General features: G+C 37.3%; 13 protein-coding genes. 4 read left to right on the top strand and 9 right to left on the bottom strand.

From position 1 onward, the window contains the following. The first annotated feature begins 16 nt into the window (after positions 1 to 16). The 3 genes from HF969_RS04750 (at position 17) to HF969_RS04740 (ending at position 4,960) form a co-directional block, all read left to right on the top strand. The gene (locus HF969_RS04750) at positions 17 to 2,299 is read left to right on the top strand and encodes an RNA degradosome polyphosphate kinase (protein WP_090289473.1); all 2,283 of its coding nucleotides are present in this window, start codon (positions 17 to 19) and stop codon (positions 2,297 to 2,299) included. A 153-nt stretch (positions 2,300 to 2,452) separates the two neighbouring features. Next, positions 2,453 to 4,084 carry an ABC-F family ATP-binding cassette domain-containing protein gene (locus HF969_RS04745; protein WP_090289474.1) on the top strand — a complete coding sequence of 544 codons (1,632 nt, stop codon included), beginning with the start codon at positions 2,453 to 2,455 and terminating at the stop codon, positions 4,082 to 4,084. Between the two features lie 162 nt (positions 4,085 to 4,246). After that, complete coding sequence (locus HF969_RS04740) at positions 4,247 to 4,960, top strand: YebC/PmpR family DNA-binding transcriptional regulator (protein ID WP_090289691.1); 714 nt, start codon at positions 4,247 to 4,249, stop codon at positions 4,958 to 4,960. A gap of 61 nt (positions 4,961 to 5,021) precedes the next feature. On the opposite strand, the gene HF969_RS04735 is transcribed toward HF969_RS04740, so the two are convergent. Genes HF969_RS04735 through HF969_RS04695 form a run of 9 tightly spaced genes read right to left on the bottom strand, consistent with a single transcriptional unit; the run spans position 5,022 to position 13,451 of the window. Then, positions 5,022 to 5,648 carry a V-type ATP synthase subunit D gene (locus HF969_RS04735; RefSeq protein ID WP_090289475.1) on the bottom strand — a complete coding sequence of 209 codons (627 nt, stop codon included), beginning with the start codon at positions 5,646 to 5,648 and terminating at the stop codon, positions 5,022 to 5,024. Between the two features lie 6 nt (positions 5,649 to 5,654). Continuing rightward, positions 5,655 to 7,031 (bottom strand): V-type ATP synthase subunit B, encoded by a 1,377-nt coding sequence (locus tag HF969_RS04730; RefSeq protein WP_090289476.1) that lies wholly within the window; start codon positions 7,029 to 7,031, stop codon positions 5,655 to 5,657. Continuing rightward, a complete protein-coding gene (locus tag HF969_RS04725) occupies positions 7,024 to 8,805 on the bottom strand; it encodes a V-type ATP synthase subunit A (RefSeq protein WP_090289477.1) in 1,782 nt (593 codons plus the stop codon). Before HF969_RS04725 ends, HF969_RS04730 begins: the two co-directional genes overlap by 8 nt. A gap of 13 nt (positions 8,806 to 8,818) precedes the next feature. Then, positions 8,819 to 9,130: a V-type ATP synthase subunit F gene (locus HF969_RS04720; protein ID WP_090289478.1), complete on the bottom strand. Its 312-nt coding sequence runs from the start codon at positions 9,128 to 9,130 to the stop codon at positions 8,819 to 8,821. After that, positions 9,120 to 10,130, bottom strand: coding sequence for a V-type ATPase subunit (locus HF969_RS04715; RefSeq protein ID WP_090289479.1), 1,011 nt, complete (start codon positions 10,128 to 10,130; stop codon positions 9,120 to 9,122). Before HF969_RS04715 ends, HF969_RS04720 begins: the two co-directional genes overlap by 11 nt. A gap of 11 nt (positions 10,131 to 10,141) precedes the next feature. After that, positions 10,142 to 10,720: a hypothetical protein gene (locus tag HF969_RS04710; protein ID WP_090289480.1), complete on the bottom strand. Its 579-nt coding sequence runs from the start codon at positions 10,718 to 10,720 to the stop codon at positions 10,142 to 10,144. Positions 10,721 to 10,732: 12 nt separating this feature from the next. Continuing rightward, on the bottom strand, positions 10,733 to 11,194 hold the full coding sequence (locus HF969_RS04705) for a V-type ATP synthase subunit K (RefSeq protein ID WP_090289481.1): 462 nt from the start codon (positions 11,192 to 11,194) through the stop codon (positions 10,733 to 10,735). A gap of 20 nt (positions 11,195 to 11,214) precedes the next feature. Continuing rightward, a complete protein-coding gene (locus HF969_RS04700) occupies positions 11,215 to 13,140 on the bottom strand; it encodes a V-type ATP synthase subunit I (protein ID WP_090289482.1) in 1,926 nt (641 codons plus the stop codon). Next, positions 13,131 to 13,451, bottom strand: a complete 321-nt coding sequence (locus tag HF969_RS04695) for a hypothetical protein (protein WP_090289483.1) — start codon at positions 13,449 to 13,451, stop codon at positions 13,131 to 13,133. The genes HF969_RS04700 and HF969_RS04695 overlap by 10 nt, the downstream gene beginning before the upstream one ends. 204 nt (positions 13,452 to 13,655) lie before the next feature. Between HF969_RS04695 and HF969_RS04690 the strand changes: the two genes are divergently transcribed. Then, positions 13,656 to 14,576: a peptidase U32 family protein gene (locus HF969_RS04690; protein WP_090289484.1), complete on the top strand. Its 921-nt coding sequence runs from the start codon at positions 13,656 to 13,658 to the stop codon at positions 14,574 to 14,576. Position 14,577 lies beyond the last annotated feature (1 nt).

Below are 14,577 nucleotides of genomic sequence, written 5' to 3'. Positions count from 1 at the left end.
GAGGAGAACTGAGAAAATGTCTGAGACCAAAAAAAAGAAAAAAAACATCGTTGCTCAAAAAGTAAAGCAAAGTTCTGATTCTAGTGAAAACAGTAGTCAATTTGATAATCCAGACTATTATTTTAATCGAGAACTGTCTTGGTTAGATTTTAATTTGCGTTGTATCGACAATGCTTATGATATGACTAATCCTTTACTGGAACAAATGAACTTCTTAGCCATTGCCTCTTCGAATCTTGATGAATTTTTTATGGTCAGGGTCTCAGGCGTTTATGATCAATATTTAGCGCATGTTGCAATCTCTGAGAATAAAACCTGTCAAACACCCAAGGAATTATTAGAAAATATTAGTCAACGTAATCACCGCAACGTCGATAAACAATATAAGCGTTATCATGAATTAATGCCGCTGCTAGCTAATACCGGCTATCAAATGAAATCAATCGACGAATTATCCACTACTGAACGGGCTGAAATGGAATATTATTTCAAAACGCTCTTACTACCTACCCTTTCGCCCTTAGGTATTGATGCCTATCGGCCCTTCCCACATCTGGTCAATAAAGTCATAAACATTATGGTCAAACTGAAAAAAGATGGTCAGGAACTTCGTGCAATTGTTCCTATTCCACAATTGATTGACCGTTATTTTGTCATCGAGGGACAGATTAACTCAATTATCTTAGTAGAAGATATTATTATTCATCATCTGGATGATATTTTTGAAGGATATGAAGTTGTTGCTGCTTATCCATTTAGAATCACGCGCAATGCCGATTTTTCAATTGTTGAAGATGGTGCTTCCGATTTACTTGTTTTAATCGAAGATTACGTTAAACAAAGAAAAAATGGCATGGCTGTTCGTGTTGAAATTGACAAGTCCCGACTAATGAATTTTTCTGAAAATCAATTATCTTACTTACAAGAAGTTTTTGATTTAGAAGACAATGCTGTCTATCTAATTGATGGTCCATTAGACTTAACTTTCCTGTTTAAACTAAGAGAAGAAATCGGGAAGTCGGCCCCTCAATTCTTATTTGAAGAGCATGTGCCTTTCCTTAATCCGAAGCATTTAGGTGAAGATTTATATACTCAAGTTAAAGATCATGATATTTTCCTTCACCACCCCTACGATTCATTTGATCCTGTGGTTAACTTAATCGCCTTTGCAGCTCAAGACCCGCACACAATTGCGATCAAACAAACGCTCTACCGAGTATCCAAAAATTCACCGATCATCTCTGCTTTGAAAACGGCGGCTGAGAATGGTAAAGAAGTCACTGTCTTAGTTGAATTAAAAGCTCGCTTCGATGAAGAAAATAATGTGTATTGGGCCAAAGAATTAGAAGAAGCGGGTTGTCATGTCCTTTATGGAGTGAGCGAATTAAAAACACACTCAAAAATTTCGCTTGTTATCCGCAAAGAAAACAATAAAATTCAACCTTATCTACATTTAGGAACAGGAAATTATAATGATAAAACGGCCAAAATTTATACTGACATGGGCCTTTTCACAACCCATCCTGGGCTTATTGATGATGCCACTCACTTCTTTAATTATTTAAGCGGTTATTCGAATTTGCCTGATTATAAACACTTACACGTTTCACCCTTTGCTATTCGCGACTCTCTAATGGATTACATTGATGAAGAAATTGTCTTTCAAAAGCAATATGGTAATGGGCGTATCATTGCCAAAATGAATTCGCTAACAGATGTGCCGCTCATTCATAAACTTTATGAAGCCAGTCAAGCAGGCATCTCAATTGACCTAATCGTTCGAGGGATCTGTTGTTTGAAACCGGGCATCCCTGGTATTTCCGATAATATTCGCGTTCGTTCAATTGTTGGAAGGTTCTTAGAACACTCTCGAATTTATTATTTCAACCATAATGGGGATAACCATCTCTTCCTTTCTTCGGCTGACATGATGACACGAAACATGATCAAACGCGTAGAAATTGAATTTCCAATTTTAGATAAAGATATTGAAGCTGATATTATTGATTATCTAGAGCTTCAATTAGCTGATAATATGAAGGCACGCGAACTTCAAGTAAATGGTGATTATATCCGTCCAATTATAATTGATGATAAAAAAATTAACTCGCAAGAAATATTAATCGAACGTGCAACCCAACGTCAAAAAGATCTAGATGAACGTTTAGCAAAGGAAAAACAAGGCAGAAGACTCCGACTTAGCAAACTAAATCCTGATAAAGAAAATGAACCTAAGTCCGTTAAAACAGAAGAAACTTCTTTATTTAAACGTTTCTTAGACTGGTTACGTAGCCTATAATTTTTAAACTCTGTCAATTAGACTGACAGGGTTTTTTTATTTAACTATTTAAGTGTCCTTAGTCGTTTTATCCAATAATTCTTAATGCTTTTTAGGGCTGAACATGCTAGAATGAAGGCGTATGTCTATGAATCTATGATGGAGGTTATGTTTGTGATCAATGTATCAAATGTTAGTTTACAATTCCCAGATCGAAAATTATTTGATGAGGTAAATATTAACTTTACCCCCGGCAACTGCTACGGCGTGATAGGAGCTAATGGTGCTGGTAAATCAACTTTTTTAAAAATCTTATCCGGTGAAATTACACCTACCACAGGGAATGTATCGATGGACCCCAATGAAAGACTCGCCGTCCTCAACCAAAACCATTACGGATTCGAAGACTATGAAGTAATTGAAACCGTAATGATGGGACACAAAGAGCTATATGAGGTTAAAAAAGAAAAAGATGCGATTTATATGAAGCCTGATTTTTCTGATGAAGATGGCGTTCGAGCGGGTGAATTAGAAGGTCTTTTTGCGGAAATGGGTGGTTGGGAAGCAGAATCTGAAGCTTCGAATATGTTACAAGGTTTAGGCATTCCAACTGAACAACACACAGCCAAGATGAGTGAATTAATTGAAGCAGATAAAATCAAAGTTCTACTTGCCCAAGCTCTTTTTGGTAAACCAGATAACTTACTTTTGGACGAGCCGACCAACGGTTTAGATGCTCAAGCCATCGATTGGTTGAGTAACTTTATCATGGATTTCCCTAATACTGTGATTGTTGTTTCTCACGATCGTCACTTTCTAAATACCGTTTGTACCCACATGGCCGATGTTGACTTTGGGAAAATTAAAATCTATGTCGGTAACTATGATTTTTGGTTACAATCCAGTCAATTGGCTGCAAAAATGCAAGCTGATCAAAACGCAAAAAAAGAAGAACAAATTAAAGAGTTACAAAACTTTATTGCTCGTTTCTCTGCTAACGCTTCAAAATCAAAACAAGCAACTTCAAGGAAAAAATTATTAGAAAAAATTACTTTAGATGATATACAACCATCCAGTCGTCGTTATCCTTTCGTGGGCTTTTCACCAGAGCGAGAAATTGGAAATGACTTACTCAGTGTGAATGGTCTTTCTAAGTCGACTGACGGCGAAGTCTTATTTGATAACATCACTTTTACCCTAAATCGGGATGATAAGGTTGCTTTTGTGTCACGTAATGATAATGCCATTTCTGCCTTCTTTGAGATACTCATGGGCAATCTTGAAGCAGATAAGGGTAGCTATGAATGGGGCGTGACTACCTCTCAAACCTATCTACCGCGTAATTCAGGTGATGAATTCGATGGTGTCGAACTATCTATCCTCGATTGGCTGAGACAATATGCTTCTAAGGAAGAAAGTGATAATACCTTTTTACGTTCTTTCTTAGGAAGAATGCTCTTCACCGGTGACGATGTCTTAAAACCAGTCAATGTTCTATCCGGTGGCGAAAAAGTGCGTTGCCTCTTATCGAAGATGATGCTATCCAAAGCTAATGTTTTAGTCATGGATCAACCGACCAATCACTTAGACCTTGAGTCCATTACAGCTTTAAATGATGGTTTAGTCAAATTTAAATCAGCTATCTTAATTGCTTCACATGACTACGAAGTCTTAAACACCACTGTCAATCGTGTGATTGAAATTACTCCAAATGGCGCTTTTGACCGAATCAATTCAACTTTCGAAGAATTTGTCAATGATAAAGCCATTCAAGCTCGCATCAATGAAATGTATCCAAAAAATTAAGTTTCATTTCTAAAAGCGGCTCATAAGCCGCTTTTTTATATTATATTTCCATACGATTGATTAGTAAATAAGGAAAGCACCTTGATTCTAAAAAAAATCTATAAATAAGTGACATTTTTCGCTATAATACAAACAGACTATAATGAAAGTGAAGTGAAAAAAATGGGTCGTAAATGGATGAATATTCGTGAAAAGAAAGCGAAAACCGATCAACAAACTTCTAGAATTTATGCAAAATTTGGTATTGAGATTTATGCAGCAGCTAAATCAGGAGACCCAGATCCGGAAACTAACCAAAAATTAAAATTTGTTATTGATCGTGCAAAAACATATAATGTGCCTACCCATGTCATCAACAAAGCGATCGATAAAGCGAAAGGTTCTGCTGATGAAACCTTCCAAGAATTACGGTATGAAGGTTTTGGACCTAATGGTTCAATGATCATAGTGGATGCTTTAACTAATAATGTCAATCGTACTGCCGCCAATGTCCGTATGGCCTTCAATAAAAATGGGGGAAATATGGGTGTTGCGGGTTCTGTTTCTTATATGTTTGATCATGTTGCGGTCTTTGTGGTTGAAGGTCAAGAAGAAGAAGCTATAACAATGGCCTTACTAGAAGCCGATATCGATGTCAAAGATGTTTATACTGAAGAAGATTCTGTAGTAATTTATGGTCAACCTGGCGATTATGGTACTATTAAGGAAACGTTGGAAAACTTCGGTGTCTCTGAATTTTCAGTGGCTGAAACTGAGATGATTCCTCAAACTGAAGTTGAACTGAATGAAGAAGACCTTGAAACCTTCGAAAAATTAATTGATGCCTTGGATGATGATGAAGACGTCCAAAAAGTTTATCATAACGTAAACATGTAATTTATTCATTAGCATTACCTATTAAAAATGCCAACCTCTATAAAGAGATTGGCGTTTTTTGTTATAGATCTTTAACTTTCATCATGCGGGTAATACTTGCCCGTTCGTTTTCTTCTAGTTTCATTGAAATATAGTTAATAGTCTCTTGGGTATCTGGAATCATTCGATATTCAAGAGCGTTAACACGTCTTCTTGTTTTTTCAATTTCATCTGCTAACAATTGACACGTTTTTTCAATTTCAACCAGTTTCAGTAACTTAGGCAAAATCTTCCGTAAGCCATCTAAAGCCTCATCCAACTCCGCATTGGAGTTTAAATAGCCATAACGTAAAGGCTCATCATCAATATCATCTTCTAGATTAAAATCCATTTGAGGCACATTGACGCTCATGATGTTTTTTAAATTAATTGAAAGATCAATCTTTTGACCTGAAATGGCTGCTATCTCTTCAATAAAGTTATCACTCATTAAAGACTTTGCGATCACAAAAGATTGCAAAGCTTCTGAGAGTTCCGCTTCAACTTGTTCACGTAATTCGTTGTTTTTACGAATCAAGTCGATAAAGTGACGCATTAACTCGTCTTGCTTATCTTTTAGGAGTTTATGCCCACGACTAGCCAAAGCATGGGTGCTTTTCAAAGCAGATAGTTCCATCCGGGTCGGCTTTACCCCTAATACGTTTGCCATAATGCATTACTCTCCTTTCGGTAAGTATTGCTCGATCATTGGGTCCTTGATCCGTTTCAACTCGCTCTTAGGTAAAATCTTCAATAAGTCCCAAGCAATATCCAATGATTCAAAGATATCACGGTTCTTGTCAAAGCCTTGATTTACATAGCGTTTTTCAAATTCATCTGTGAACTTCACATACTGCTTATCAACATCAGAAAGGGCCGATTCTCCAAGAACGATAGCCAATTCTTTAGCTTCTTTACCCTTTGCATAAGCTGCAAACAATTGGTTCATAGTTGGTGCATGGTCTTCTCTTGTTTTTCCTTCCCCGGTTCCTTTATCTTTCAAACGAGATAAGGAAGGCAGAACATTGATCGGCGGTTTGATTCCTTGATTATCTAAAGAACGGTCTAAGATAATTTGACCTTCGGTGATATAGCCTGTTAAGTCGGGAATTGGGTGCGTAATATCATCTTCTGGCATGGTTAAGATTGGAATTTGTGTCACTGATCCCTTCGCTCCGACCAAGCGTCCCGCACGTTCATAAAGCGTTGATAAATTGGTATATAAGTAACCTGGATAACCACGACGTCCTGGAACCTCACGACGAGCAGCCGATACTTCACGTAAAGCCTCACAATAGTTGGTCATGTCAGTCATAATAACTAAAACGTGCATATCTTTTTCAAAGGCTAAATATTCAGCCGCCGTTAAAGCAATTTTTGGTGTTGCTAAACGTTCAATAGCCGGGTCGTTCGCTAAGTTGACGAACATCACTGAACGGTCGATCGCTCCTGTTTCTCGGAAAGAATCCATGAAGTATTCCGCCTCATCATAAGTGATTCCCATGGCTGCAAAGACAACCGCAAAATTCTCATCTGAGTTCAAAACAGTTGCTTGACGTGCAATTTGGGCAGCCAATTCTTTATGTGGCAAACCTGAACCTGAGAATACCGGTAATTTTTGTCCTCTAACCAAAGTGTTCAAGTGGTCAATGGTCGAAATGCCTGTTTGAATAAATTCATCCGGATAGTCACGTGCCATTGGATTGATCGCTTGACCATTAATATCCGCAAATTTTTCAGGAATAATTTGTGGTCCGCCATCCATCACATTTCCCATACCATCGAAAATTCGCCCAACGATATCTTCAGATAAAGCGAATTCTAGAGGTTTTCCTTTAAAACGCGCTTTAATGTTGGACAATCTCATCGAAGCTGTTCCACCATAGATTTGAACAACAGCTTTACCTTCTTTGGCTTCGAGAACTTGTCCCATTCGAATTTCACCATTGTGGAGCTCGATTTCTACTAATTCATCATAGGCTATATCTTCTACGCCATCAACAATCATCAAAGGACCGTAAAGGTCAGATATATTCGTATATTCCTTAAGCATTCGCTCCACCTCCTTGTTCAAGTACTTGTTTCATACATGCCACAATTTGATTATCGATCTCATCTAAACGGCCAAGCTCTTCCTCTGGAATAAATTTAGCCCGAGCGATCTGTTCACGCACTTCTTGAGTACCTTCCATGATTTCTTTATAGTAAGCTCCTAATTTCATAGCTTCTCTAGCTTCCGTTTCAAAATTGATAATTAAATTCAATAATTTCAATTGTTTTTCTTCTGAAGTAGTCGTATCCACATCATCAAAGGCGTTTTGTTGTAGGAAGTCTTCACGAATCATACCAGCAATAGCAAGCGTTAATTTATCTTTCTCAGAAAGAGAGTCTAGACCGACTAACCTTACAATCTCTTGTAAACTTGATTCTTCTTGTAATAATGCTAAACAATGACGGACTTTGTCGCCCCAACTTGGATCAATATGTTCATCATTATAGGCTTGAACATCGGTTGAATATTGCGAGTAAGAATCTAACCAGTTAATAGCTGGGAAATGTCGCTGTTGAGATAACTTAGAATCTAAACTCCAGAACACCTTTACAATTCGTAAGGTATTTTGAGTTACCGGCTCTGAAGTATCGCCACCCGGAGGAGAAACGGCTCCAATGGCAGACACAGACCCAATACGATCATCGGATCCAAGCACTTGAACCAATCCCGCACGTTCATAATACTCCGCGATACGCGAACCAAGATAAGCCGGATATCCTTCGTCTCCAGGCATTTCCTCCATACGCCCAGACATCTCACGCAATGCTTCCGCCCAACGTGAGGTAGAATCCGCCATGATGGCTACAGAATATCCCATATCACGGAAGTATTCTGCGATTGTGATACCCGTATAGATAGAAGCTTCACGCGCTGCCACCGGCATATTAGATGTGTTAGCAATTAATATCGTACGTTGCATGATTGATTCCCCTGTTTTCGGGTCAATCAATTCTGGAAACTCATTAATAACATCCGTCATCTCATTTCCACGTTCTCCACATCCAACGTAAACAACCACATCAACATCTGCATACTTAGCAATTTGGTGCTGAACAACTGTCTTACCAGCACCGAATGGACCTGGTACGGCAGCAACCCCACCCTTAGTGATTGGGAAAAAGGTATCAATTACTCGTTGACCCGTTTTAAGTGGTGCTTTAGGTGTAGACTTTGCTTTATAAGGACGTCCTAAACGAACCGGCCATTTTTGAATCATATTTAATTCTTGTTCGCCCTTGTCTGTTTCAATTACACAGACTGTATCTTCAATTTTAAAAGAACCCGATTCAATCGCCTTAATCGTACCTTCAATGCCGACGGGTACCATAATGCGGTGCTCGATAATTTTGGTTTCTTGAACGACTCCAATAATATCACCAGCTACTACGTGGTCCCCAATTGATTTACGTGCTTCAAAGTGCCACACCTTGTCACGGTCTAAGATGTCAATATTACTTCCTCTTACTAAAAAATTACTCTCTGTTTTTTTCATGAAATCTTCTAATGGTCTTTGAATTCCATCAAACATCTTCGTTAATAGACCCGGTCCTAATTCTACTGAGAGTGGGTTTCCTGTTGGGGTCACTCTCTCGCCCGGTTTGAGACCAGATGTTTCTTCATAAACTTGAATCGATGCAACGTCCTGGTGCATTTCGATAATCTCACCAGTCAATTGCATTTCTCCAACTAAAACAATTTCACGAATTGAGGAGTCTTTCATCCCTTTAGCCTTAACTAAAGGTCCTGAAATTTCTTGAATAATTCCAGTTGTCATTTTTTTCCTCCTTTTATAATATATTCTGTCCGATCGCTTTTTCGACATTATCATTGACTTTAGCCATGCCGATTCCCAAGGATCCTTGATGGGTTGGAATCAAAATGACTGCCGGTGTTGGTAATGTGTCAAAGTGACTAATCGTATCGGGAATTTCTTGTGCTAGATTTTCCGTTAATAATACAACCCCTACTTTTTCTTCCGCTAAATGATGTAGGATTTTTCTAGCTTCCTCGCCACTACTTGCAGGATAGACTTCAAAACCTAATAGTTTAAAGGCCAATACGACATCACGGTTACCGATAACTGCTATTTTATATGCCATGAATTGGTCGCATCCTTTCTTTAATTAGTTGATTGTCTAAGTGATTCTCTTTTCCGGTTAAAATGAGGCGCACATTATCGCCTTCTTTTTCTAGGAAATAAAGATATGTAAGCACTGGCATTGGCCCAAAAGCATCAAATGAGAATGACCTTAAAATACGGCTGAATTCATTTTGAATCAAGGTATTTAATTCAGCGGGGTTAACCTTTTCATCATGTAACTGATCCCATACTGGATCGAGATTAATCATATACTCTGCAGTTTGATACGTCTCAACTAAGCCATTTAAGTCTTTTTCGCGCCAATTTTCAATAATATCATCACGACTCACCGCTCCTTGACTGGAGAGTGAAGTATATATAAATGACGTGCTTTGACCTTGCTTAAAAGCACGAACAAAGGTTAATAAGTTTTGAAAATCAATCTTCATTTTTACAAAACGATTTAATTCTTCATGCTGCAATGCATCGGCATGAGATCTGATATGTCTTAAATAGGCTGTATCTAAAATGACATCAATCGAATGTGTATCACCTGTGTCTTCAACCGCCGTCATCGCGTCATAAACAGCCTCTTGTAAAACAGGATGAAGGTCTTCATTTTGTCCTTTAGTAGACACCACTTGGGCGAGTTCTTCTTTGGAAAAACTGCCAATTGGGATATATAAATGAGATAAATCTTCATCGAGGTACTTTTCTTTAATCAAAAGCTTCAAATTATGATAAGTATATCTTAATGAGAATATTTCGATAATACGCCTATCAGGTGATGCTTCAAGTAACTCTTCATAAACATGGACTAAGCGCTGTTGAATGATTGGCTCAAAATTTCTATTCAAACGAACCTCTTCAGGTATTGAGTAGGCTGTCTTACCCAAATAATCTAAAACCTCATCCGCACTATCCATTTGTAATAAAGTTTCATAGTCTGATTGGCTGAGAAGTTGAGCTTCATAGAGGCGCAGGGTCGTATTTAAACCAGCATACTCTAATTCTTTCATAATAAGCCCCCCTATGCTTTCAGTTGTTTTTCGAGTTCAATAAGCAGTTGAGGCTTCAGTTCATTGATCACATCTTCAAAAAGATAATTCATGTTCATTCCTGCCTGGGTTAGGATAAAGCCAGATTTTTTGGCAATATTTTCGCCCCAGTGCATGTTATCAAAAGTAGCATGAAGTTCATTCGCTTGATCATCAGATATAAATTGACGAGACTTTTCACCTATTTTTAATTCAAAAGCTTGATGGGTATCCAATTTTTGAATCGCAGACTGAATCATTTGATTCAAATCAGACGCAATCGAATGATTTAATTGATTAGGAACGTCTTGAATAATTTCTTCTAATAATTTTTGCTTATGCGTAAGCTCTGAATTTCTTAATTCATTTGCTAAAGACTGCTTACGGATTTCGAATTGCTGCTCTTGTTTGCGAATGAAGTTTTCTTTATCGTGCTCAAATTGTTTATTTAGTCGATTTTTGTAATCTTCTAAAGCTTGAGATAGCTCTTTTTGAAGTTCTTGAACTTTTGCTTCACCTGTGGCTTGAACTTTCCCTAAGATTTTATTTTGTAAAGTTTCAATGTCTCCCACAAGTTTATCCTCCTATCCTTGTACAAGTAAGAATGAGAATACAAATGCTAGAATCGCATAAGTCTCAACCATTACTGCATAAATAATTGCATTAATAACTTTTTCGGGACGCTTAGCCAAAATTTGCATACCTGCTGCGGCTACTTTACCTTGGTGAATACCTGAAACCCAACCTACGAATCCAACTGGCAATGCAGCAATTAATAAGTTTAGCCCTGTTTGTAAGTCCATACCTGGTTGTAACTGTAAGAAGATTAAGAAACCAATCGCAAAACCATAAAGACCTTGCGTACCTGGTAACAATTGTAAAATTAAAGACTGTACAAATTTTTCGGGTTGGTCTTTGGTTAAAGCTGCTGCCGAACTACCTGCTGTACCCACACCAGTAGCTGAACCAAATCCTGAGAAAACAACTGCAACTGCAATACCTAATACGGCGAATAAGTAACCACCGTGCTCTTGTAAAAATTCCATCCTATTACCTCCTAGATAATTTATTTAATATTAATATATTTGCCTAAGTATTTTAGTGGGGCAAAGGCTTGTCCCCCTGCTTCATAAAACTTGCCAAAAAATTCTACGAAAATCAATCTCGCTGAGTGGACATAAGCACTCAAAACGCTCAATCCAAAGTTAAATAATTGTAGGACTATAATCAATATAATTCCAACCGAAAATCTTGCCACTGGAGGTAAGTAAGCCACCAAAATATTAAAGGCTAAGGCGATTGATCCCCCAGCGATTCCTAAAGCCATCAAACGACTATAGGAAACTAAATCCCCTAAATAAGAGGAGATACCATATAGATCATATAAACCGGCTCCAAAACCAATTAGTTTATTCTTACCTTTAAGTGATGCAACAATTAGAATAGTTATAGCTGCAAAACCGGCTATATATAAACCTAATTGTTTTAAAGTCTGTAAATTAAATAACATTGGACCTAGGACAGAGATTAAAAAGCCAAATAACATGACTATCCATGCTAATCCATCCTTAATCGCACCCAATCGATCGGAAACCCAATTTAATTTAGTATTTAAGAAAAGACCATGGATAATTTGAATAAATCCGAGACCAATTGATAAAGCTAAAACTTGGATAACATCCTCAGTTGGAGAGAGTAATTTGAATGGAAGTGATTCTCCAAAGAATGAACCATAAATTAGTCCCCAAAGCAAAACAGCATAAGAAAGCAAGTGGAAGAAACGAAGGTTTTTTCGCATTCCAGCTTCAATATTAAAGAATTTTAAGGGAATAAAGGTTCCTAACCATAAAAGTATCCCATAACCTAAATCAGCAATCATCATCCCAAAGAAAATCCAATAGTAGGGCATTAAAGATGATGTTGGATCAAACCCTTTATAGGCTGGTAAGCCATACATCGAAGTAACTGTTTCAAAGGGTTCGATAAGGGGATGGTTTTTCAATTGAATTGGCACTTCTTCATGTTCTTCGTCTGTTGGTGTCACATAATCTAGATAGACCTCTCCATTGAGTGCTTGTCTTACTTGATCCAAACTTGCCTGGGCTTTGCTTTCTTCAATCCACCCCTCAAGTGCAAACAAATCACTCTTTTGCAGGCCTAATTCTGTCGCTTTTTGTCTTTCTGCTTTGGCGTAGAATACCTCTTCTGCAATTTTTAGTTGATTATATTCTTTTCGGTAACTTCCGAGTTCTTTCCTTAAAGCTTGCGCTTTCTTTCTTAAGGTTTCAGCTTCTAAATGCGCAGCTTCCAAAAGCTTGGCTGGTAGATCTTTAAACCGATAATCTAAAGCTTGGAAGCGGTTTTGATTAAGAAATTGATTGACCTCAAAAGAATCATCTTTGTCAAAAGCAATTGTTAATCCAATTTCATCTTTTGATTGGTAAATTTCTTCGATTGAAATACGGTTGTCTTGCTTTAAAACATCATAGTATTCGTTATCGGCTGTTTGAGGAATAGTCCCCAATAATAAACGCGTATAGCGATACTCATTGTGATACTCAGGTAAAGCCTTTAAGTTCCGCCATTTATGGTAAAATTCAGCTTCATTTTCATTAATTTGAATTTGAGAATTAATCTCCTCTAACGTTTTTTTCTGCTGCCAGATTTTTTGTGTAATCTCTCTGGTTTCTTCAACGATTTGACTTTTCTCAATTTCTTCCATACTCATTTCTGGTAAGGGCGTCAAATATTTATCTTTGAAGGATTCACTCGAAAGATAACTTTCTAAATATTTTTTTGCTGACCGGACATTTTCTAACTGATCCATGTACTCTGTCAGTTTTTTAGAGTCCAGCTTTGGCTCTTTCTCTAACAATTCAGAATCAATTGTTTTTACTTGAATATTTTGCATTTTTTGAAATGCTTGCATCAAGTTTTCACGATTTTCTTCCTCTACAATTGCTAAAACTTTTGCCATTCTAGCTATTGCCATATTTCTTTCACCACCTTTTCAGCAATTTTTTGCGTAAGATCCTCACGGCGGTTAGCAATCTCATCTTCAATTTGACCAATCGATAATTGACTTTTATTTCTTAGGTCTGATTCAACCTCAAGAAATTTTTTATCATATTCTTCCCTCATAGTCTGTTTAAATTGAGTGAGATCTGTTTCAACCTGATTTTTGTATGTGAGCTTCTGATCTTCAAAATTATTTTGCATTTCTTGCAATTTTTTTTCAAATTCAGCCACTTTAGTAGCACTTAATGCTTCCAATTGGTTGACAGTCTCGACTAAATTTGCCATTCATTCACCACCCTTCATTTACCTATTTTTAAATAGGAAATATATTATCAGCGACACTAATATTATAACACGATTTATGGATTCGGTTCCAATTTAATTTGGATTGTGAAGAGATTCGTTTAAAATAAATTGAGGTTTATTATCTTAGAACTCTCGTATATAATTGATAGGTGAATAAACTAACTTTAGAAAGAAGGCGTTCTAATGATCAAGTTGATTGCAACAGCTGAATCGATAGGACAAGCAAAAAAACTAATCGATATTGGAATTGATGAAATAGTGATAGGTGAAGAAGTATTCGGCTTGCGCTTGCCTGGATATTTCTCTATCGAGGAAATGAAGGAAGTTATTGATTATGCGCATCTTAATAAAAAAGAAGTCATTATTGCTATGAATGCTATCTTGCATAATGAGCAAATTGAACAAGCTCGACCTTTTTTGAAAAAAATTAAAGCAATTGGTGCCGACCAAATCATGGTAGGTGATACGGGCTTGATTCAAATACTCAAAGAAAAAGAATACTACCTGCCTTATTTATACAATGCTTCTGTTGTCATGACCTCTGCAGGACAAGTCAATTTCTGGGCCAAATTCGGGGCTCAAAGAGCTTTTGTTGCGAGTGAAGTCCCTTTTGTTGAATTAAAGGATATGTTAAAAGAAAGCCAAATTCCACTTGTCTATCAAGTCTATGGAGCTACTTGCATTCACCAAAGTCGACGTCGCTTATTGAACAATTATTTTAACTACATTCAAAAAGATACCCAAGAATTGACCGATCGAGAACTCTTTCTTTCCGAACCCAATAAAAAAGATAGCCATTATTCGATTTACACAGATCAACACGGGACGCATATCTTTGCAAATAAGGACCTCAACTTGCTTGAATATTTACCCGCTTTAGCTAAAGAAGAACAGACTCATTGGTATTTAGATGGCTTATTTACTCCTGAAGAAGATTTTAATCAAATAGCCAGTCAATTCCTCCGTGTCAAAGAATTGATTGAAAAAAACCAAGTCACATCAGAAGGCATAGAGTTACATAGTGTCGCTGTCAAACATTATCACACTAAAAACCGCGAACTCGGTACAGGTTTCTTCTTGTATGAAGCAGACCAAGTACAATAGG

The organism is Facklamia miroungae, assembly GCF_012396555.1.
Classification (GTDB): Bacteria; Bacillota; Bacilli; order Lactobacillales; family Aerococcaceae; genus Facklamia; species Facklamia miroungae.
Note: the sequence above shows the minus strand (reverse complement) of the source record. Positions and strands in the feature narration are given on the sequence as shown.